A 19318-nucleotide genomic window follows, 5' to 3' on the forward strand; every position below is an offset into this window, starting at 1 on the left:
TGTGATCGGACGCTTGCGTGGCACCCTGGCGGAGAAACAACCGCCGCACCTGATTATTGACGTCAACGGTGTCGGCTACGAGCTGGAAGTGCCGATGACGACTCTGTATCGCCTGCCTGCGGTGGGCGAGCCGTTGACCTTGCACACCCATCTGGTGGTCCGTGAAGACGCCCAGTTGCTGTATGGCTTTTATGAAAAGCGCGACCGCGAGCTGTTTCGTGAATTGATTCGTCTCAACGGGGTTGGGCCCAAGCTGGCGCTGGCGCTGATGTCCGGGCTTGAGGTTGATGAGCTGGTGCGCTGCGTGCAGGCTCAGGACACTTCGGCGCTGATGAAAGTGCCGGGTGTTGGCAAGAAGACCGCCGAGCGTCTGCTGGTGGAATTGAAGGATCGCCTCAAAGCCTGGGAAACCCTGCCGGGCATGTCGACCCTGGTGATTGAACCAAGCGCGGGCCCGGCAGTCTCAAGCGCGGAGAATGATGCTGTCAGTGCACTGATTTCCCTCGGCTACAAGCCACAGGAAGCCAGTCGTGCGGTGGCTGGTATTAAGGAAGATGGTTTGTCCAGTGAAGACCTGATTCGTCGTGCATTGAAGGGAATGGGCTGAGCGCATGGGTAACTGCCGCCGGATAATTCGCCATGATTGAAGCTGATCGCCTGATTACCGCCAATCCGCGTGAGCGTGATGAACAGATCGACCGCGCCATTCGGCCGCTGAGCCTGGCCGACTATATTGGCCAGCCCAGTGTGCGTGAGCAGATGGAGCTGTTTATCCAGGCCGCACGCGGTCGTCAGGAAGCCCTTGATCACACTCTGATCTTTGGCCCTCCAGGGCTCGGCAAAACCACCTTGGCCAATATCATTGCCCAGGAAATGGGCGTGTCGATCAAAAGCACCTCAGGGCCGGTGTTGGAGCGTCCTGGCGATCTGGCGGCGATGCTGACCAATCTGGAAGCCGGTGATGTGCTGTTTATCGATGAAATCCATCGCCTGTCGCCGATTGTCGAGGAAATCCTTTATCCAGCCATGGAGGACTTCCAGCTCGACATCATGATCGGCGAAGGCCCGGCCGCACGCTCGATCAAGCTGGATCTGCCGCCGTTTACCCTGGTTGGCGCCACTACGCGCGCCGGCATGCTGACCAACCCGTTGCGCGACCGTTTTGGCATCGTCCAGCGTTTGGAGTTTTATAACGTCGACGACCTGGCGACTATCGTTGGTCGTTCTGCCGGCATTCTCGGCCTGCCGATTGAGGCACTGGGAGCGTTCGAGATTGCCCGTCGCGCTCGGGGTACGCCGCGCATTGCCAATCGTCTGTTGCGCCGGGTGCGTGATTTTGCCGAAGTGCGGGCCCAGGGCGAGATCAGTCAGGTGATTGCCGACCGCGCATTGAACCTGCTGGATGTCGATGAGCACGGCTTCGATCATCAGGACCGGCGCCTGTTGCTGACCATGATTGAGAAATTCGATGGCGGGCCGGTGGGGATCGACAGCTTGGCGGCGGCGATCAGTGAAGAGCGACACACCATTGAGGACGTTTTGGAGCCCTATTTGATCCAGCAGGGGTATATCATGCGAACCCCTCGTGGTCGGGTGGTGACGCGCCATGCCTATCTGCATTTTGGTCTGAACGTGCCCAAACGCATGAATGACCCGCTGCTAAGCGAATTATCCAGCGATGACGACCAATGACCGTCAATCAATTAGCGGAACCGATTGGCAAGCCGTGGAGTAAGCACTAGAGTATGCGCGCGCAAAATGAGGCTCAGCCGTTCGCCCATCGCTGTCGTGTGTATTACGAAGACACCGATGCCGGCGGTATCGTTTATTACGTCAATTACCTCAAGTTTATGGAGCGGGCTCGCACCGAGCGCCTGCGGACGTTGGGCTTTGCCCAGTCGCAGATGGCCGGTGAGGGCCTGTTGTTCGTTGTGCATTCTGCCGAGGCGCGTTACCACGCCCCGGCACGACTGGACGACGAGTTGCTGATCAGTGCCGATGTAAGTGAATTAAACCGTGCCAGCCTGCGTTTTCATCAGCAGGTCAGGCGGGCAACGGACAATGCGCTGCTCTGTGAAGGGCGGTTCCTGGTGGCCTGTGTGGGCGCCGATAGTTTGAAACCCCGGGCGATTCCGGTGGCCTTGCGTACGGCGTTTGCCGGCCTCTGTCACCCCGATCAGCCCCGTGCAGGAGAGTAAGCGTGGAAGCCAACGCCGTTGACCACATGTCGATGTGGAGTCTGATCAGCAACGCCAGTGTGGTGGTGCAGCTGGTGATGTTGATTTTGGTGGCCGCCTCGGTCACTTCCTGGGTGATGATCTTCCAGCGCAGCACCATGCTGCGTGCCGCCAAGCGGGCGCTGGATAACTTTGACGAGCGCTTCTGGTCGGGCATCGACCTGTCCAAGTTGTACCGTCAGGCCGGCAGCAACCCGGACCCGGATTCCGGTGTTGAGCAGATCTTCCGTGCTGGCTTCAAGGAATTCTCCCGTCTTCGTCAGCAGCCCGGTGTCGACCCAGGCGCGGTGATGGACGGTGTGGCCCGTGCCATGCGCGTGGCCATCTCCCGCGAAGAAGAGAAGCTTGAGCAAAGCCTGCCGTTTCTCGCCACTGTCGGTTCCACCAGCCCGTATATCGGCCTGTTCGGCACCGTGTGGGGCATCATGAACTCCTTCCGCGGTCTGGCTCAGGTGCAGCAAGCTACCCTGGCCACGGTAGCGCCGGGTATTGCCGAAGCCCTGATTGCCACAGCAATCGGCCTGTTTGCGGCCATTCCCGCCGTAATCGCCTACAACCGCTTTGCCGCCCGCGGCGAAATGATGATCGGCCGCTACTACACCTTTGCCGATGAGTTCCAAGCCATTCTGCACCGCAAGGTTCACACCAGCGATGAGTGAAGTCTCGGTTCTCTGCGGGGGTAAGTTTTAAGCCATGGCCAGAATTCGTCAGAAACGCAAACCCCACGCCGAAATGAACGTGGTGCCTTACATCGACGTGATGTTGGTGCTGCTGGTGATCTTCATGGTCACCGCGCCCATGCTCAATCAGGGCGTCAAGGTCGATCTGCCCAAGGTCTCCAGCGAGGCCTTGCCGCAGGATAACAACTCCCAGGTGCTGACCATTTCCATCAAGGCCGACAAGACCTACTACTGGAACATGGGCACTGAGGTGGATGTTGATACCGCCCAGGATCAGGCCATGACGCTTGAGCAGATGACCAAGGCAGTGACCGCGATCATCAATCAGAGCCGCAGCCAGGGTAAGCCGGTGCAGGTGTTCGTGCGCGCCGACAAGTCGGTGGATTACGGCACCGTGATGGGCGCCATGGGCGGTCTACAGCAGGCTGACGTGGGTAACGTCGGGCTGATCACTGAGGCGCCTTGATGCACGGGCAGGCTGAACGCTCCTCCTCGGAAAGTTACTTCTGGCCAGTCATCTGGGCAGTGACTTTTCACGTCCTGATGTTTGCCATGCTGTTTGTCAGCTTTGCCATGACCCCTGAGCTGCCGCCGTCGCGGCCGATCGTGCAGGCAACCCTGTACCAGCTCAAGTCGCAAAGCCAGGCCACAGTCCAGACCAATCAGAAAATTGCCGGTGAGGCGAAGAAGACCAAAGCGCCCACTCACGAAACCGAGCAGTTGGAACAAAAAAAGAACGAGCAGGAAAAACTCGAAGTCGCCAAGGCGGCCGAGCAGAAGAAAGCCAACGAAGTTAAAAAGGCCGATGAAGCCAAGAAGTCGGCTGAGCAGAAAAAGCTCGCCGATGTGGCACTGAAGAAAAAAGCCGAAGAAGAAAAGAAAAAGGCTGCGGCTGAAGAACAGAAGAAAAAGAAAGCTGCCGAAGACGCCAAAAAGAAAAAAGCCGCGGAAGAGGCCAAAAAGAAAGCCACCGCCGACGCCAAGAAAAAAGCCACGGCCGAAGCGGCTAAGCGCAAGGCAGCAGAGGACAAAAAGGCCCAGGCCTTGGCCGAGTTGCTGTCTGACACGACCGATTACCAGCAGGCAGTGGCCGACACACAAGGTGACCAAGTGGCCGGCAGCCTGGATGATTTGATTGTTAAACTGGTCAGCGACAACTGGACCCGACCGCCTTCTGCCCGTAACGGTATGAGCGTAGAGGTACTGATTGAGATGCTGCCAGATGGCACCATTACCAACGCCAGCGTGGCCCGATCCAGTGGCGACTCGGCGTTTGACGGTTCGGCGGTTTCGGCGGTGCGCAAAGTAGGGCGCATCCCGGAAATGCAGCAATTGGACCGCGCCACTTTTGATCAGCTGTATCGCCAACGGCGTGCGGTCTTTAAACCGGAGGATTTAAGCCTGTGAATACCCTGATTCGTATGGCCTTGCTGGGCTTGGCCTTGCTGGCTGGCACCGTGCAGGCGGCAGATCCGCTGGTGATCTCGGGCGGTAACGACCGCGCGATCCCCATTGCTGTAGTGCCGTTTGGCTGGCAGGGCGGCACTGTGCTGCCGCAAAACATGGCGGAAATCATCGGCAATGACATGCGCAACTCCGGCATCTTCGAACCGATTCCGGCGCAAAACATGATCAGCCTGCCAACCCAAGCCTCGGAAGTGATCTTCCGAGATTGGAAGGCCCTCGGTGCACAGTTCGTCATGGTGGGCAGCATTGTGCCGGCCGGTGGCCGTCTGCAGGTGCAGTTCGCGTTGTTCAACGTGGCCACCGAGCAGCAGGTGATGGCGGGTAATGTCAGCGGTGGCGTGGATCAACTGCGTGACATGGCGCACTACATTGCCGACCAGGGCTTTGAAAAGCTCACCGGCATCCAGGGCGCGTTCTCAACCCGTTTGCTGTTTGTCACCGCCGAACGCTTCTCCGTGGACAGCACCCGTTACACCCTGCAGCGCGCTGATTATGACGGCGCGCGCGGCGTAACCCTGCTGCAATCACGCGAGCCGATTCTGTCGCCAACCTTTGCTCCAGATGGCAAGCGCATCGCCTATGTGTCGTTCGAGCAGAAGCGTCCGCGCATCTTTGTTCAGTACGTAGACACCGGTCGCCGCGAGCAATTGACCAACTTTGAAGGCTTGAACGGTGCGCCAGCCTGGTCGCCTGAAGGCAATCGCCTGGCGTTCGTGCTGTCTAAGGACGGCAATCCGGAAATCTATGTGATGGATCTGGGCTCGCGCCAATTGCGCCGGGTCACCAATCATTTTGGCATCGATACGGAACCGTTCTGGGGCAAGGATGGGCAAACCATCTACTTCACCTCCGACCGCGCCGGCAAGCCACAGATCTACAAAACCAACATCAGCAGCGGTTCGGTTGAGCGCGTGACCTTTATCGGTAACTACAACGCTAACCCGAAACTGTCCGCGGATGAGAAAACCCTGGTGATGGTCCATCGTCAGGACGGCTACTCGGTATTCCGCGTAGCGGCCCAGGATCTGACCCGTGGCACGGTAAAAATCCTCACCCAAAGCAATCTGGACGAGTCGGCGACTATTGCCCCCAATGGCACCATGGTAACCTACGCGACTAGCTCTGAAGGCCGTGGTGTGCTGATGCTGGCCTCGATCAACGGGCGGGTGAAAATACCGCTGCCAATCGCCGCACAAGGCGAGATTCGTGCGCCGTCCTGGTCTCCCTTTCTGAAGTGATAAACCTGGCCATTTGGCCTAATAAACTACAACTCATTAGGAGTTAAACGATGGAAATGCTGAAATTTGGCAAACTGACTGCTCTGGCTTTGACTCTGGCCATCGCTGCTGGTTGCTCCTCTAAAGGCGGCGACAACGCTGGCGAAGGCGCTATCGATCCTAACGCTGGCTACAACGCCAACGGCAATGGTTCGGGCCTGGACAGCAGCATGGCTGACGAAGCTGCTCTGCGCGCTATCACCACTTTCTACTTCGCTTACGACAGCTCTGATCTGCTGCCGGAAGCCATGCGCGCCCTCGACGTGCACGCTAAAGACCTGAAAGCCGACGGTTCGCGCGTAGTTCTGCAAGGTCACACTGACCAGCGCGGCACCCGTGAATACAACATGGCTCTGGGCGAGCGTCGCGGCATGGCCGTTCAGCGCTACCTGGTTCTGCAAGGCGTTTCGCCAGCTCAGCTGGAAGTGGTTTCCTACGGTAAAGAGCGTCTGGCCGCTACTGGCACTGACGAAGACAGCATGGCGCAAAACCGCCGTGTAAACCTGGTTAAGTAATTAGCCATGGGTAAGTGTCAGCGTGTTCTAGCCTTGATGGTTCTCGGTCTGCCGCTTGCGGCGCTGGCCGAGGTTCCGGTAGTGGACAGCAATGCCGCCTATGGCAGCAGTGGTTATCCACCCGCTGGCTATGGCACGTCTGGCGCCTATGCGGGAGGCGGGGCAACGGCCCCTGCCTCTGCGCAGAGTCAGCTGTTTATGCAGCTGCAGCAAATGCAGGAAGAGCTCAGTCAACTGCGCGGTATGGTTGAAGAGCAGCAGAACGAGATTCAACGTTTGAAGCAGGAAGGCCTCGAACGCTACCAGTCTCTCGATCAGCGTTTGTCAGGCGGTGCCACTGGTGCCCCGGCAACTCAGAATTCCCCTGCTGCTGGCGCGATCAACGCCAGCGGCGCCCCTGCTGCACCGCCGGCCGCGGCCGCTGTGAGCAATCAACCGGGTGATCCGGCAAAAGAAAAACTCTATTACGATGCCTCCTTTGAGCTGATCAAGGCCAAGGACTTCGACAAGGCCAGCCAGGCGTTTGAAGCCTTTCTGCGCAAATACCCTAACAGTCAGTACGCCGGCAATGCCCAGTACTGGTTGGGTGAAGTGAACTTGACTCAGGGTCGTCTGCAGGCAGCCGGTCAGGCATTTGCCAAGGTCAGTCAGAACTATCCAAGCCATACCAAGGTGCCGGATTCGTTGTACAAACTCGCCGATGTCGAGCAGCGCCTGGGTAACAACGACAAGGCCAAGGGCATTCTGCAGCAAGTGATTGCGCAGTTCCCCAGCAGCTCTGCGGCGCAATTGGCACAGCGCGACCTGAAGCGACTCTAGTCAATCAGGCGGCCGCCACTGGCCGTTCGATCAAGAAAACCCGCGCCTGGCGCGGGTTTTTTATGCTTCCTCCTCCCTGGCGGCGACCCTGCGGGCCGTCGGGTGCGCAACGTTAAAAATGTCTCCTGGAATTTTTTCGGTTAGACTCTGCGCCCCCTAATTTGTCCTCTACGAGGCGCAACGGAGGCGGATGGCCTGTGTCGCTGTCACGCCCGTGGCCCATATGCAAGAAACCCTGCGTATCACCGAAGTGTTCTATTCCCTGCAGGGCGAAACCCGCACCGCCGGTTTACCGACTGTGTTCGTTCGCCTGACAGGTTGCCCGCTGCGTTGCCAGTACTGCGATACCGCTTACGCCTTCAGTGGTGGTGAGTTGCAGTCGCTGGACAGCATCCTGGCCCAAGTGGCCAGCTACAAGCCGCGCTATGTCTGTGTCACCGGTGGTGAGCCGTTGGCCCAGCCGAATGCCATCAGCCTGCTCAAGCAGTTGTGTGACGCCGGATATGAGGTGTCCCTGGAAACCAGCGGTGCCCTGGATATTTCCGCCGTCGACACCCGCGTCAGTCGCGTGGTGGACCTGAAAACCCCAGGCTCGGCCGAAGTTGGGCGTAACCGCTACGAGAACATCCAGCACCTCACAGCTAACGATCAGGTCAAGTTCGTCATCTGTTCGCGTGAGGACTACGACTGGGCGGTTTCCAAGCTGATCGAGTATCGCCTGGAGCAGCGTGCCGGAGAGGTGTTGATGTCGCCCAGTCATCATGAGCTGGATGCCCGCTCGTTGGCCGAGTGGATCATCGCCGACAATCTGCCGGTACGCCTGCAGATGCAGCTGCATAAAATTCTCTGGAACGACGCGCCGGGACATTGAAATGACGACCAAGAAAGCCCTGATTCTGCTCTCCGGCGGCCTCGACTCCGCCACCGTGCTGGCCATGGCCAAGGCCGACGGCTATGCGTGCTACAGCATGAGTTTCGATTACGGCCAGCGCCATCGCTCCGAGCTGCAGGCAGCCGAGCGTGTTGCACGGCAGATGGGCGTAGTTGAGCACAAAGTGATCGGCCTGAACCTCAATGGCATTGGCGGTTCGGCCCTCACTGACACCACCATTGCTGTGCCGGAAACCCTGGAGGAAGGCATTCCAGTGACATACGTGCCGGCGCGCAATACGGTGTTTCTGGCCTTGGCTCTGGGATGGGCAGAAGTGCTCGGTGCTCGCGATATCTTTATCGGCGTGAATGCTGTGGATTACTCCGGCTACCCCGATTGCCGTCCAGAGTTTATTGCCGCGTTTGAAACCATGGCCAACCTGGCCACCAAGGCTGGTGTCGAGGGGCAGGGTTTTCGCATCCAGGCACCGCTGCAGATGATGAGCAAGGGCGAGATCGTTCAGGCGGGTCTGCGCCATGGCGTGGATTACGGTTTGACGGTGTCCTGCTACCAGGCTGACGATGACGGCCGAGCCTGCGGCAAGTGCGACAGCTGCCGCCTGCGCGCGGCCGGTTTTGCCGAGGCGGCGGTCGCCGATCCAACCCGGTACCGCTAAAAAGCCTGCGTGGTGTTGATTTTATGAATTAAATCAGTATCATGCACAGCTGTCGGGTCGTTAGCTCAGTTGGTAGAGCAGTTGGCTTTTAACCAATTGGTCGTAGGTTCGAATCCCACACGACCCACCATATTTCCTTCTCTGGAAGGTGGCGAAAAGCCAGGATGTCCTTGTTAAGGTCTCCTGGCTTTTTTGTGTGCGTGAGTTTTATTCGGCAGCGTCGTTCATCGTCATGCCGGTTAACGGATTGAGCGCGGTCAGTCGTCCGGTCGAGGCTGGTTTGCAAAGCCTTTTACGCTCAACTTAATATGCCGGCCTTTATGGCCGCCCGCGTTGAATGGCGCACGGTCAGATTTTTACAGGGGCAGAGCACATGTCGCAGATTTCCGAACGCCTGTTGGTGCAAGCCCACCTGGACGCCAAGCAGCCCACGCCGTTGACGGCTGAGCAGGAAGCGGCCTTGCGTGGCGAGATCGCCGCCGAGCTGAAGAAACAGAACGCTGTGCTGGTGGCGCACTATTACTGCGATCCGGTGATCCAGGCGCTCGCCGAAGAAACCGGCGGTTGCGTCTCTGACTCCCTGGAAATGGCCCGTTTTGGCAGCCAAAGCTCGGCACAGACGGTGCTGGTGGCAGGCGTCAAGTTTATGGGCGAGACGGCGAAGATTCTCAACCCGGAAAAACGCATCCTGATGCCTACCCTTGAGGCGACCTGCTCGCTGGACCTTGGCTGCCCGGTGGATGAGTTTGCGGCGTTCTGCGATCAGCACCCCGAGCGCACCGTGGTCGTGTATGCCAACACCTCAGCGGCGGTCAAAGCCCGTGCCGACTGGGTGGTGACCTCCAGTTGCGCCCTGGAAATTGTCGAAAGCCTGATGGATAACGGCGAGAAAATCATTTGGGCTCCGGATAAGCACTTGGGGCGCTATATCCAGAAACAAACCGGCGCGGACATGCTGCTGTGGGACGGTGCCTGCATCGTCCACGAAGAGTTCAAGGCCAAGCAGCTGCACGACATGAAGGCGCTGTACCCCGAGGCAGCCATTCTGGTGCACCCGGAGTCGCCGGAAGCGGTAATTGACCTGGCCGATGCGGTGGGCTCCACCAGTCAGCTGATCAAGGCGGCGCAAACCTTGCCGAACTCGACCTTTATCGTTGCTACCGATCGCGGCATTTTCTACAAGATGCAGCAGCTGTGCCCGGACAAGACCTTTATCGAGGCGCCGACCGCTGGTAACGGCGCGGCCTGCCGCAGTTGTGCCCATTGCCCGTGGATGGCGATGAACACCCTGGAGCGCACCCTGCAGTGCTTGCGGGAGGGCTCTAACGAGATTTTTGTTGATGCCGCCCTGGTGCCGCGAGCGGTCAAGCCGCTCAAGCGCATGCTCGACTTCACCCAGGCCGCGCGCTTGCAGCAGGCTGGCAACGCCTGAGTCTGTTCGCGCACAAAAAACCGGCCTAGGCCGGTTTTTTTGTGCGCCGTGTGTGCAGCGCTTTAGCGCAGCATCTGCTTGATCATCTCCTGTTCCTGGATAAACGCCTGTTGGCGGGCGTCGATACGTGAGGCCAGCTGGAAGTTGTTGCTGGCCCGGCGTTTGGCCAGGTCCAACTGCTGAATGGCCTGGTCGTAGTCGCCGACCAAGGCGAAATATTCGGCCCGCGCCTGGTGCAGGCCAATGATGTTGTTGGCCTGGCCGCGGGTCTCTGCGACCTGATACCAGATGTCCGGGTCATTGGGACGTGTCTTGATCAGATGGTCGAGCACCTTCTCCGCCTCGGATGAGCGGTTTTGCTTGAGCAGCAGGTCGACCAGGCTCTGGTTCAGCGGGTAGTCATTGGGGTACAGCTTGAGCAGGCGCTGCACCCGCTCCTGAGCCTCTTTGAGGCGATTGGCGGCAGTGTCCAGCTCAATCATTGCCAGGTTGTAGATGACTTCGTTGGGCGTCTTCTGCAGCAGAGGTTGCAGGCTTTCGCGCGCTTGCTCCAACTGACCGCTTTTTAGCTGAGCCAAGGCCAGGCCGTAGCGCGCTACATCGAGCTTCGGGTTCTCGTCGAGAATGCCGCGAAAACGTTTGGCCGCCATGCCCGGCGATTCTTCGTAGACCAGCTGCACGCGCATGCGCATCAACTGATAGCGCAGGCTGTCTTGCACGCCGCTGCCGGGGTATTGCTCGGCGCGGTTGCGGGTGTCGGCAATTCGCGATTCGCTGACCGGGTGGCTCAGCAGGAATTCGGGTGGTTTGCGGTCGTAGCGGTACTGGCGCATCAGGCGTTCGAACATGCTCGGCATGGCGCGGGGGTCGTAGCCGGCTTTTTCCAGGTTGAGGATGCCGATGCGGTCGGCTTCCTGTTCGTTTTGCCGGGAGAAGCGCTGACGCTCCTGCATGGCCGCCGCCTGGGTCGAGACAATCGCGGCCATGCCAGCATCGCCGGCCCCGGCGGCGGCAGCAATGATGCCGCCGAGCAGGGCAGCCATCATTGGCAACTGCATACGCTGCTGAGCCTCAACGCCGCGGGCAAAGTGGCGTTGCGACAAGTGCGCCAGTTCGTGGGCCATGACCGAGGCGTACTCGGCTTCGGTCTGGGCATACAGGAACAGGCCGCCGTTGACCCCGATGATGCCGCCGGGTGCGGCGAAGGCGTTCAGCTGCGCGCTGTCGATCAGCACGAACTCCAGGCGGCGGTCCTGCACCTGGCTGGTTTCCGCCAGCTTGTAGACGCTGTGTTCGACGAAGTTTTTCAGTTGCGGGTCGTCTAGCTGGCCGACCTGGCCGCGCAGCATGCTCAACCAGGCACGTCCCATCACGTGCTCTTGCATGGGCGAGACGATGGATGAGCTGGAGTCGCCGAGGGAAGGCAGGTCGCTGGCGATCACCGGGCTGGCCAGCAGGCAGGCCAGGGCGAGCAAAGAAGGGCGCAGAAAGTTCATGCACAGGGCTCTTGGCGGTAAAGGCAGCTACTGTAGCTGCCCGGCTGGGTGGCTGGCCAGGGCTGTACACCGCGGGTATCCTGCGGGCCTGGTTTGCGGAGGTAGAAATGACGGATGTGCAAAGTGAATGGCCGGCCGCTGACGCGGTGCTGGATACCTCTGGGCTGAATTGTCCGTTACCGCTGCTCAAGGCCAAGCTGGAGCTCAATCGCCTGGCCAGCGGTGCGGTGTTGCAGGTTACGGCCACCGACGCGGGCTCGCAGCGTGATTTCCGTGCGTTTGCGCGCTTGGCGGGGCACGCCCTGGTGCATGAAGAAGAGGCAGGCGGGGTGTATCGCTACTGGCTGCGCAAGGCGTGACGGTCGCGCACTTGAATAAATAAAGGCCGCAATTGCGGCCTTTATTTATTCGGGTATTGAACTCAGCCCTGTTGCAGTGCCTGCGCGGCCGCCAGGGTGGCGTCGACATGGCCTGGCACCTTAACGCCGCGCCACTCCTGGCGCAGCACGCCCTCTTTGTCGATCAGGAAGGTGCTGCGGTCAACGCCGAGGTATTCCTTGCCGTAGAGCTTTTTCAGCTTGATCACATCGAACAGCTGGCATAGGGCCTCGTCGGCATCGCTGATCAGTTCGAAAGGGAAGGCCTGCTTGCACTTAAAGTTTTCATGGGACTTCAGGCTGTCGCGCGAGACGCCAAAGATCACCGTATTGGCGGCCTGGAAGTCGGCATAACGGTCGCGAAAGCCTTGGCCTTCAGTGGTGCAGCCTGGCGTGCTGTCTTTCGGGTAGAAATAAATCAGCACCTGTTGGCCGCGCAATGCTGCCAGGGAAGCGCTCGTGCCACTGGTGGCCTGAGCTTGGAAGTCGGCAACCGGTTGATCAATGACAACAGCCACGGGTAGCTCCTTACGGGGTCTGTGGGCGCCAAGGTTCGATCAGCGCGTCCAGGTTGAGGGCGTCGGCGAAATCGAGGAACTGATCGCGCAGCCAACTGATCTGTGTGCCAGCCGGCAGGGTCACGGTCAGGGTGGCGTTGAGCATGGTGCCGCCGGTCTGCGGGGCCAGGTAGGTGTCGCAGGTGAGGTTTTCCAGCTCAACCTTATGGTCGGAGAAGAACTGGCACAGCTCATTGAGAATGTCAGGGCGGTACACCGAACTCACATAAGCGACGTACGGCAGGGCCTGTGGACGGACTTCCTGGGCGGCGCTGCGGGTCTGGGTAATGATGAATTCATGCTTCTTGGCCAGGCCTGGCAGGGTTCCTTCCAGGCGTGCCAAGGCGTCCCAGCTGCCGGAAATTTGCAGCACCAGGGCGCTGTATTCACCGTGGCGGCTGAGGCGAGTGCTGATCACCGAGCAGCGGTTCTCATGGCTGGCGCGGCACAGTACGTTGGTCAGCTCCATGGAGTTGGCGCCCAGGGCGCTGATGACAAGGAATTGTTCGCGGACTGTAGGGGTGGACATGCAGCATTCCTAAAGCAAAGAAGTGGTCGGGGCAGATGCGGGCCGACTAAAGTACGGAGGTTAGCGAAAAGCACGGCCTAGGGGAATGCTCGGCTGGGTTCTGTTGGCATTTACAGGTGCCGGTAAACGGCAACACAGCCGTGACCTTCGCTTGTACAAGGCAGGTGGCGCCAGTACCATTACGCCTCTCTTTTTGCGGCAGGAGCGGTGTGATGATTGCGGGCAGTATGGTGGCATTGGTCACGCCAATGGATGCACAGGGTGGTCTGGACTGGGACAGCCTGAGCAAACTGGTGGACTTCCACCTGCAAGAAGGCACTAACGCTATCGTTGCGGTCGGTACTACCGGCGAGTCGGCGACCCTTGAAGTCAGCGAGCACATTGAGGTCATCCGTCGTGTGGTTGACCAGGTCAATGGCCGTATCCCGGTGATTGCCGGCACCGGTGGCAACTCCACCCGTGAGTCGGTCGAGCTGACCCGCGCAGCTAAAGAAGTCGGCGCCGATGCCTGTTTGCTGGTGACGCCGTACTACAACAAGCCAACTCAGGAAGGCTTGTACCTGCACTTCCGGCACATTGCCGAGTCGGTTGCCATTCCGCAGATCCTCTACAACGTGCCCGGTCGTACCGTGTGCGACATGCTGCCCGAGACCGTTGAGCGCCTGTCCACAGTGCCGAACATCATTGGCATCAAAGAAGCCACTGGCGACCTGCAACGCGCCCGCGAAGTGCTCGACCGCGTCAGCAAAGACTTCCTGGTTTATTCCGGCGACGATGCCACCGCCGTTGAGCTGATGCTGATGGGCGGCAAGGGCAATATCTCGGTGACCGCTAACGTCGCCCCGCGCCTGATGAGTGAACTCTGCGCCGCCGCCATGCGTGGCGATGCCGAAACCGCTCGCGCGATCAACGACCGCCTGATGCCGCTGCACAAGTCGTTGTTTATCGAATCCAACCCTATTCCGGTGAAATGGGCCCTGCACGAGATGGGCATGATGCCGGACGGTATCCGTCTGCCTTTGACCTGGCTCAGCCCGCGTTGTCATGAACCGCTGCGTCAGGCCCTGCGCCAGACCGGCATATTGGTTTAATCGAGGAATTGTTCTTGTTTGAGGAATCGTTGCGCATGAAGCGACTGGCCGGACTCTCCGCACTTGCTCTGATTATCTCCAGCACCAGTGGTTGTGGCTGGCTCTGGGGCGAAGACGGCTACTTCCGTGATCGTGGCAATGATTACCTCGAGGCGCGCGAAACGGCGCCTATGCAGGTGCCTGCTGGCCTCAACGCCAAGCGTCTGGACCCCTTGCTGCCGATTCCTGGCACCGTGAGCACTGCGCGCCCAGCCGCCGATGTCGAGTTTGAAGTGCCGCGTCCGCCAGCCCTGAGCGCTGCAGTGGCCGAGGCCAGTGACTTCAGCCTGCAGAAGAGCGGCGCCTCGCGCTGGATCGTGGCCCAGCGTCCGCCTGCCGAAGTCTGGCCGGTGGCTCGTCAGTTCTTTGAAGACAACGGCTTCACCATCGCCTCCGAGCAACCGCAAACCGGCGAGTTCAGCACCGCTTGGCAGTCCCTCGACACCGTCTCGGCGACTCTGGCTCGGCGCCTCAGCAGCCGCGTCGCGTTCGCCGAAAACGCCGGTGAAACCCGTGTGCGTGTGCGTGTCGAGCCTGGCGTGCAGCGCAACACCAGTGAAGTGTTCATCCTCAGCGTCGAGCGTCCGGCCGGCAGCACTGCCGACGTCGCCTGGCCTGATGCCAGCAGCAACGCCGGCCTGGATGGCGCCTTGCTGGACGAAATGCTCGCCAACCTGTCGCGCAGTGCCGAGCAGGGCGGTTCCGTATCGCTGCTGGCAGGCAAGGGCTTTGATGCCCCGAGCCGTATCAGCATGATCGTCGACGGCAACGGCAACCCTATCCTCAACCTGGGCGCCGACTTTGACCGCTCCTGGTCGAGCGTTGGCCGGGCGCTGGACACCGCGCAAATTCATATCGACGACCTCAACCGCAGCCTGGGCGTCTACTACATCAACCTCGCCGCCAATGCCGGTACCGACAAGAAGCCAGGTTCGTTCGCCTGGGTACCGTTCTTCGGCGGCAAGGCCGATGCTGAAGAGATCGAAGCCAGCGCCGAGCGTTATCAGGTGCGCCTGACCAAGGCCGGCGACAGCATTCAGGTTTCCGTCGAAAAAGACGCCAACACCGTCGCGCCAGCCGATCTGGCCCGTGAAGTGCTGAGCCGTATTCAGGAAAACCTCGGTTAATAACCCCGATTGAGCGCGCCGGTCGCGCTCAACCGAGCTGTTTTAATCACGTACAAGCAATGGGCGAAACCTTCGGGTTTCGCCTGTTTCGTTAGATGAAGATGGAAATACGCCATGACCACTCCCAGCTCCCTGAGCCTGAAGAAAATCTACTCCGGCAAAGTGCGCGACCTCTACGAGATCGACGCCAAACGCATGCTGATGGTGGCCACGGATCGCCTGTCGGCCTTCGACGTGATCCTTGCCGAGCCGATCCCGGAAAAGGGCAAGATCCTCACCGCCATTTCCAACTTCTGGTTCGAGAAGCTGGCTGATCTGGTGCCTAACCATTTCACCGGCGACAAGGTCGAAGACGTAGTTCCGGCTGCCGAACTGCCGCTGGTGGAAGGCCGTGCCGTAGTCGCCAAACGCCTGCAGCCGGTTGCCGTTGAAGCCATCGTGCGTGGCTACATCGTTGGTTCCGGCTGGAAGGAGTACCAGAAGAGCGGCACCGTCTGCGGCATCCAGTTGCCGGCCGGCCTGAAAGAAGCGGCCAAGCTGCCTGCGCCGATCTTCACCCCGTCGACCAAGGCCGCCGTAGGCGATCACGACGAGAACATCTCCTTTGCCCAGTGCGAGGCCATCATTGGCGCCGAACTGGCCGCCAAGGTACGTGACACCGCCATCGCCCTGTACAGCGCAGCGGTGGAGTACGCAGCGACCCGCGGCATTATCATCGCTGACACCAAGTTCGAATTCGGCCTCGATGAAGACGGCACCCTGACCTTGATGGACGAAGCCCTGACCCCGGATTCCAGCCGTTTCTGGCCCGCCGACAGCTACGCCGAAGGCAGCAACCCGCCGAGCTTCGACAAGCAATTCGTGCGTGACTGGCTGGAGTCCACCGGCTGGAACAAAGAGCCTCCCGCCCCGGCTGTACCGGCCGATGTCGCACAGAAAACCGCCGACAAATACCGCGAAGCCCTGACCCGCCTGACCGCCTAAGACGTTCAGCGTGAGTCACCCGCACAAAGGCAGCCACGGCTGCCTTTGTGCGTTTTATCCAATGCCTAAGCAAAAACGGCCAAGCGCTTGAATACAGACGAAAAGTCCTGCTTTGGGGTTTCGCCCTAAGCATTTGAGCTGTTATCATGCGCGCCGCTGGAGAGATGCCGGAGTGGCCGAACGGGACGGATTCGAAATCCGTTGTACTGGCGACAGTACCTAGGGTTCAAATCCCTATCTCTCCGCCACTATTAAAAAAGCCCTGTAATTCAATGAGTTACGGGGCTTTTTGTTTCTGCGTTGTACGTAGGCTTTGTACGTACTACGGCGCGGCCAGAATCGTGCTCTGAGTGTGGGTGATTGCACTGAAACGGACTGAGCAGTTAGTTTGAAACTGTCTATCCTTTCGTTGCTATCTCAGACAAGGAGAGTCAACGAATGGCACACCTAGCAAGCTCACTCACGCCTTCCCAAGAAATCGTCGTCCAGCTCACCGGCACTGCTGATCGTGAAGAGGTGGGCCGGCGCCTGTCATTAGATGGCATTCGCGTCAAAGTGCTGCGAGGACTAAAGCGTGGCACTGTCAAATTGGGCGTGAATGCACCTGCCGGGCTAGTGCCTATCAGGCGTGATGCTCTCCTAATGCCTAGAGGTCGCTCTGTTGGGCGGCTAGCCCTTACGCGAGGCGTAGAGCAAGAGATCGTCGTCACCCTGAAGGATGGGGCGGACGTTGCTGTTGTGCTGGACTGGTTGGCTTCGGATGGCGTGACCTTCTCAGTCGAAGCGACTAGGGCCACGTTGAGCCTCATACACATTAAGGCGATCAATGAATTGCTGATCATGCGTGATGAGCTGATCTGTCACGATTAAACACGTTATCAAGTAAGTAAGACCTGCCAGCCGGCAGAACGGTGTATCCACTCGGGCCGTTAATTGCCCACGAGCAGCTAATAAAATCGATGCTCGTTAGGTGATCAAGGGCAGCCTCAGCCTCTAGAGGGGCTAGGGTAGTTTGCCTAATAACCGCTGGTAGGGTGGCGTTATACTTGCGCACCTCATCCATCGCTTGGACGGCACCTAAAACCATTGTCTGGGTGCGTGTAAGGGCAGCTTCTGGAGTAGTGGTTGAGGCAACGCGAACCTTCTTCGCAAGTTGCCAAACTGGCACCAGTGCTAGGGCGGCCACTAGCAAAGCAAGCCAGACCGGAATCGGTGCACTGCTGAAAAACCAATCGTAAACACCAACAACAAAACCCCATGCACCACGCCAAATGGCCTTGAGCCATTCAAGGTCGTTATTTTCAATAATCTTATTGATAACCGCTGTGACGAAGCCGCCAGCAACAAACAGCACCAAACCCACAGCACTCCTACGGTGCTCACGAATCCAAGCAAATCCCTTCACAATTCCCGCCCCGTAGAAAACCATGCACTAGACGGCATTCTATGGAATACAGCCGGAAAATATCACCCATGCCCCCGCCCCCCATAAATGGGCCTGTTTAGGGGTCTAGGTGCGCTGTTTAACACGGGCGGGAGGGGGCAGATAGGAACACTAGTGATTTTAGAATATCAACAGCCCTGCCAATCCCATGCATGGCCCTGTAAGGCTCTAGAAGGCTCTACAGTGCGTTTTGGTGTTCTTGGTTGTGTATGGATGCCATAAACAATAAAAGCCCCGTATACGAGCGTATACGGGGTTTCTTGAAGGATTTTAGGTGTTGTGGTGTGGGAAGACTCAAACAGTCTTCATTGCACGCTGTACGGTGGAGAGGCTGACGCCTAGCTGCTCGGCTGCTTTCCGGTAACTGACGTTCGAGGCAACCAGTGCACGGATCGCTGCATCATCTACGGTCTTCACTCGGCCTGTGTAGACGCCTTTAGTCTTAGCCTGTGCGATGCCTTCCCGCTGACGCTCTCGAATCATGCTCCGCTCGAATTGAGCCACTGCCCCCATCATGGACAGCATCAAGTGTTGTGTTGGGTTGTCGTCTCCAGTGAACAACAGATTCTCTTTCATAAACTGGACGTGCACGCCTTTGGCGTTGAAGTCTTGCACCAGAGCCAGCAAGTCAGCCAGAGAGCGAGCTAGGCGGTCGATGCTATGCACGACGATGCAATCACCCTCACGGACGTATTCAATCAGCGCTTGCAGCTGTGGACGGTCTACGTCCTTACCTGACGCCTTGTCAGTGAACACCTTGTCAAAGGACAGGCCATCAAGCTGACGATCCGTGTTTTGGTCAACTGTACTAACTCGAACGTAGCCAACCTTAGCCATGGTGCGCACCTCTTGTATTCATTTGGGTCTAGAGGTGGCCAGTGTATTCCGTATTCATGGCTAGATCAATCCTAATGAATACAGGATTTGTATTCAGGTTTCTGTATGCACTGGCGTGTACCCAAATGGCTACTTCTGGATAGAGGGCAGCTTTTCCTTGTTCAGGATTGTCCAGCGTCTAACCTGCGGCTTCTTGAAGAACCGTTGCAGGTTGTGCGGTTTCTGGCTGCTGATTCTGGTTTCAATGGCTTCCAGTTTCTCTGGTCTGACCTTTTCTCCCATTATGTTCGTTAGTGAAGAGAATGAATTTTCAGCGATCTCTTGGAGGTCGCTAACCTCCATTGTGGTCATGATCATCAGATAGGCTTGAGGCTTCTTCTCTCTGTTGAGCAGCTGGATTCGAATCAGGAATGGTTGCTCAGGGTGTTTACGTCGCAGTGCTTGCTTGAAGGCAACCATGTCGTTCAGTAAATGGATGCTCTCACTGTGATCGTCGTAGAACACGCTATGCCTGTATGACCATTCGTAGTTGGTCAGGGCATGGAGGTATTTACGTATTGTCTTGTCTTCACTTGCTTCAGCCATGAGAGGTGTAACTCCTTGCTGTAGATCACTATCTGGGGATACAAACACTTTCCTATACCGGATGCAATTTCTTTGCTTGAGGCTGCAGTGTTATGTGTGTTCTAGGCCCCGTATTGTCTTGGTTCTCTGGTTTGGCACATGGTGTTTATTATTCGAAATTCTGCATTAGTAGTGCGGTAACAGATGCTGAAGGTGCGAGGAGAGGGTTTGCTAGGAAATTGCCCGGCGAGAAGTCAATGAGCTGAAGTTTTTAGCTGCATTGCCTAAATGAGGAGTGG

23 protein-coding genes and 2 tRNA genes are annotated in these 19318 nt (G+C 58.4%); 19 read left to right on the forward strand and 6 right to left on the reverse strand.

Annotation, left to right across the window (positions count from 1 at the left end):
* Position 1: 1 nt before the first annotated feature.
* The 13 genes from ruvA (at position 2) to nadA (ending at position 9974) form a co-directional block, all read left to right on the forward strand.
* Positions 2 to 607 carry a Holliday junction branch migration protein RuvA gene (gene ruvA, locus AC56DI_RS09335; RefSeq protein ID WP_496345908.1) on the forward strand — a complete coding sequence of 202 codons (606 nt, stop codon included), beginning with the start codon at positions 2 to 4 and terminating at the stop codon, positions 605 to 607.
* A 32-nt stretch (positions 608 to 639) separates the two neighbouring features.
* Positions 640 to 1692 carry a Holliday junction branch migration DNA helicase RuvB gene (gene ruvB, locus AC56DI_RS09340; RefSeq protein ID WP_324517927.1) on the forward strand — a complete coding sequence of 351 codons (1053 nt, stop codon included), beginning with the start codon at positions 640 to 642 and terminating at the stop codon, positions 1690 to 1692.
* Between the two features lie 53 nt (positions 1693 to 1745).
* Positions 1746 to 2198 (forward strand): tol-pal system-associated acyl-CoA thioesterase, encoded by a 453-nt coding sequence (gene ybgC / locus AC56DI_RS09345; RefSeq protein WP_496345909.1) that lies wholly within the window; start codon positions 1746 to 1748, stop codon positions 2196 to 2198.
* Between the two features lie 2 nt (positions 2199 to 2200).
* Positions 2201 to 2896: a protein TolQ gene (gene tolQ / locus AC56DI_RS09350; protein WP_324517925.1), complete on the forward strand. Its 696-nt coding sequence runs from the start codon at positions 2201 to 2203 to the stop codon at positions 2894 to 2896.
* Positions 2897 to 2930: 34 nt separating this feature from the next.
* On the forward strand, positions 2931 to 3383 hold the full coding sequence (tolR, locus tag AC56DI_RS09355; protein WP_324517924.1) for a protein TolR: 453 nt from the start codon (positions 2931 to 2933) through the stop codon (positions 3381 to 3383).
* Positions 3383 to 4324 (forward strand): cell envelope integrity protein TolA, encoded by a 942-nt coding sequence (tolA, locus tag AC56DI_RS09360; RefSeq protein WP_496345910.1) that lies wholly within the window; start codon positions 3383 to 3385, stop codon positions 4322 to 4324. Before tolR ends, tolA begins: the two co-directional genes overlap by 1 nt.
* Positions 4321 to 5622: a Tol-Pal system beta propeller repeat protein TolB gene (gene tolB, locus AC56DI_RS09365; RefSeq protein WP_496345911.1), complete on the forward strand. Its 1302-nt coding sequence runs from the start codon at positions 4321 to 4323 to the stop codon at positions 5620 to 5622. The genes tolA and tolB overlap by 4 nt, the downstream gene beginning before the upstream one ends.
* Positions 5623 to 5672: 50 nt before the next feature.
* Entirely contained in the window at positions 5673 to 6176 is a 504-nt protein-coding gene (locus tag AC56DI_RS09370; protein WP_324517921.1) for an OmpA family protein, read from the forward strand.
* Between the two features lie 6 nt (positions 6177 to 6182).
* Positions 6183 to 6995: a tol-pal system protein YbgF gene (ybgF, locus tag AC56DI_RS09375; protein WP_496345912.1), complete on the forward strand. Its 813-nt coding sequence runs from the start codon at positions 6183 to 6185 to the stop codon at positions 6993 to 6995.
* A gap of 223 nt (positions 6996 to 7218) precedes the next feature.
* Positions 7219 to 7866, forward strand: a complete 648-nt coding sequence (queE, locus tag AC56DI_RS09380) for a 7-carboxy-7-deazaguanine synthase QueE (protein ID WP_422588321.1) — start codon at positions 7219 to 7221, stop codon at positions 7864 to 7866.
* Position 7867: 1 nt separating this feature from the next.
* Positions 7868 to 8542, forward strand: a complete 675-nt coding sequence (gene queC / locus AC56DI_RS09385; RefSeq protein ID WP_496345913.1) for a 7-cyano-7-deazaguanine synthase QueC — start codon at positions 7868 to 7870, stop codon at positions 8540 to 8542.
* A 54-nt stretch (positions 8543 to 8596) separates the two neighbouring features.
* Positions 8597 to 8672 (forward strand) — tRNA-Lys (locus AC56DI_RS09390).
* 243 nt (positions 8673 to 8915) lie between these two features.
* Positions 8916 to 9974 (forward strand): quinolinate synthase NadA, encoded by a 1059-nt coding sequence (nadA, locus tag AC56DI_RS09395; RefSeq protein WP_422588319.1) that lies wholly within the window; start codon positions 8916 to 8918, stop codon positions 9972 to 9974.
* Between the two features lie 62 nt (positions 9975 to 10036).
* Here nadA and AC56DI_RS09400 read toward each other — a convergent pair whose 3' ends face one another.
* Entirely contained in the window at positions 10037 to 11470 is a 1434-nt protein-coding gene (locus AC56DI_RS09400; RefSeq protein WP_496345914.1) for a M48 family metalloprotease, read from the reverse strand.
* Positions 11471 to 11577: 107 nt separating this feature from the next.
* Between AC56DI_RS09400 and AC56DI_RS09405 the strand changes: the two genes are divergently transcribed.
* Complete coding sequence (locus AC56DI_RS09405; RefSeq protein ID WP_496345915.1) at positions 11578 to 11829, forward strand: sulfurtransferase TusA family protein; 252 nt, start codon at positions 11578 to 11580, stop codon at positions 11827 to 11829.
* A 62-nt stretch (positions 11830 to 11891) separates the two neighbouring features.
* Here the strand turns inward: AC56DI_RS09405 and AC56DI_RS09410 are convergent, their stop codons facing one another.
* Together AC56DI_RS09410 and AC56DI_RS09415 are read right to left on the reverse strand one after the other, a co-directional pair.
* Positions 11892 to 12365, reverse strand: a complete 474-nt coding sequence (locus AC56DI_RS09410; protein WP_496345916.1) for a peroxiredoxin — start codon at positions 12363 to 12365, stop codon at positions 11892 to 11894.
* A gap of 10 nt (positions 12366 to 12375) precedes the next feature.
* Positions 12376 to 12933, reverse strand: coding sequence for a glycine cleavage system transcriptional repressor (locus AC56DI_RS09415; RefSeq protein ID WP_496345917.1), 558 nt, complete (start codon positions 12931 to 12933; stop codon positions 12376 to 12378).
* 212 nt (positions 12934 to 13145) lie between these two features.
* On the opposite strand from AC56DI_RS09415, the gene dapA reads away from it, so the two are divergent.
* The 5 genes from dapA (at position 13146) to AC56DI_RS09440 (ending at position 17044) form a co-directional block, all read left to right on the forward strand.
* Entirely contained in the window at positions 13146 to 14024 is an 879-nt protein-coding gene (gene dapA / locus AC56DI_RS09420; RefSeq protein WP_422588314.1) for a 4-hydroxy-tetrahydrodipicolinate synthase, read from the forward strand.
* 35 nt (positions 14025 to 14059) lie between these two features.
* Positions 14060 to 15190, forward strand: coding sequence for an NlpB/DapX family lipoprotein (gene bamC, locus AC56DI_RS09425; RefSeq protein WP_496345918.1), 1131 nt, complete (start codon positions 14060 to 14062; stop codon positions 15188 to 15190).
* 114 nt (positions 15191 to 15304) lie between these two features.
* Positions 15305 to 16174 carry a phosphoribosylaminoimidazolesuccinocarboxamide synthase gene (locus tag AC56DI_RS09430; protein ID WP_496345919.1) on the forward strand — a complete coding sequence of 290 codons (870 nt, stop codon included), beginning with the start codon at positions 15305 to 15307 and terminating at the stop codon, positions 16172 to 16174.
* Positions 16175 to 16332: 158 nt separating this feature from the next.
* Positions 16333 to 16422 (forward strand) — tRNA-Ser (locus AC56DI_RS09435).
* A 190-nt stretch (positions 16423 to 16612) separates the two neighbouring features.
* Positions 16613 to 17044 carry a hypothetical protein gene (locus AC56DI_RS09440; protein ID WP_496345920.1) on the forward strand — a complete coding sequence of 144 codons (432 nt, stop codon included), beginning with the start codon at positions 16613 to 16615 and terminating at the stop codon, positions 17042 to 17044.
* On the opposite strand, the gene AC56DI_RS09445 is transcribed toward AC56DI_RS09440, so the two are convergent.
* The 3 genes from AC56DI_RS09445 to AC56DI_RS09455 all read right to left on the reverse strand — a co-directional run bounded on the left by AC56DI_RS09445 (position 17013) and on the right by AC56DI_RS09455 (position 19040).
* Entirely contained in the window at positions 17013 to 17537 is a 525-nt protein-coding gene (locus tag AC56DI_RS09445) for a hypothetical protein (protein WP_496345921.1), read from the reverse strand. The genes AC56DI_RS09440 and AC56DI_RS09445 overlap by 32 nt on opposite strands.
* Positions 17538 to 17912: 375 nt before the next feature.
* The gene (locus tag AC56DI_RS09450) at positions 17913 to 18455 is read right to left on the reverse strand and encodes a recombinase family protein (RefSeq protein ID WP_496345922.1); all 543 of its coding nucleotides are present in this window, start codon (positions 18453 to 18455) and stop codon (positions 17913 to 17915) included.
* 129 nt (positions 18456 to 18584) lie between these two features.
* Positions 18585 to 19040: a hypothetical protein gene (locus AC56DI_RS09455; protein ID WP_496345923.1), complete on the reverse strand. Its 456-nt coding sequence runs from the start codon at positions 19038 to 19040 to the stop codon at positions 18585 to 18587.
* Positions 19041 to 19318: the final 278 nt, after the last annotated feature.

The organism is Pseudomonas sp. BGA-UO-ETr-WB11, from assembly GCF_059567785.1.

Coding starts and splice junctions, on each gene's coding strand:
- ruvB (WP_324517927.1), top strand. CDS start 640: ATGATTGAAGCTGATCGCCTGATTACCGCCAATCCGCGTGAGCGTGAT.
- ybgC (WP_496345909.1), top strand. CDS start 1,746: ATGCGCGCGCAAAATGAGGCTCAGCCGTTCGCCCATCGCTGTCGTGTG.
- tolR (WP_324517924.1), top strand. CDS start 2,931: ATGGCCAGAATTCGTCAGAAACGCAAACCCCACGCCGAAATGAACGTG.
- tolA (WP_496345910.1), top strand. CDS start 3,383: ATGCACGGGCAGGCTGAACGCTCCTCCTCGGAAAGTTACTTCTGGCCA.
- AC56DI_RS09370 (WP_324517921.1), top strand. CDS start 5,673: ATGGAAATGCTGAAATTTGGCAAACTGACTGCTCTGGCTTTGACTCTG.
- ybgF (WP_496345912.1), top strand. CDS start 6,183: ATGGGTAAGTGTCAGCGTGTTCTAGCCTTGATGGTTCTCGGTCTGCCG.
- queE (WP_422588321.1), top strand. CDS start 7,219: ATGCAAGAAACCCTGCGTATCACCGAAGTGTTCTATTCCCTGCAGGGC.
- queC (WP_496345913.1), top strand. CDS start 7,868: ATGACGACCAAGAAAGCCCTGATTCTGCTCTCCGGCGGCCTCGACTCC.
- nadA (WP_422588319.1), top strand. CDS start 8,916: ATGTCGCAGATTTCCGAACGCCTGTTGGTGCAAGCCCACCTGGACGCC.
- AC56DI_RS09400 (WP_496345914.1), bottom strand. CDS start 11,470: ATGAACTTTCTGCGCCCTTCTTTGCTCGCCCTGGCCTGCCTGCTGGCC.
- AC56DI_RS09405 (WP_496345915.1), top strand. CDS start 11,578: ATGACGGATGTGCAAAGTGAATGGCCGGCCGCTGACGCGGTGCTGGAT.
- AC56DI_RS09415 (WP_496345917.1), bottom strand. CDS start 12,933: ATGTCCACCCCTACAGTCCGCGAACAATTCCTTGTCATCAGCGCCCTG.
- dapA (WP_422588314.1), top strand. CDS start 13,146: ATGATTGCGGGCAGTATGGTGGCATTGGTCACGCCAATGGATGCACAG.
- bamC (WP_496345918.1), top strand. CDS start 14,060: ATGAAGCGACTGGCCGGACTCTCCGCACTTGCTCTGATTATCTCCAGC.
- AC56DI_RS09430 (WP_496345919.1), top strand. CDS start 15,305: ATGACCACTCCCAGCTCCCTGAGCCTGAAGAAAATCTACTCCGGCAAA.
- AC56DI_RS09440 (WP_496345920.1), top strand. CDS start 16,613: ATGGCACACCTAGCAAGCTCACTCACGCCTTCCCAAGAAATCGTCGTC.
- AC56DI_RS09450 (WP_496345922.1), bottom strand. CDS start 18,455: ATGGCTAAGGTTGGCTACGTTCGAGTTAGTACAGTTGACCAAAACACG.
- AC56DI_RS09455 (WP_496345923.1), bottom strand. CDS start 19,040: ATGGCTGAAGCAAGTGAAGACAAGACAATACGTAAATACCTCCATGCC.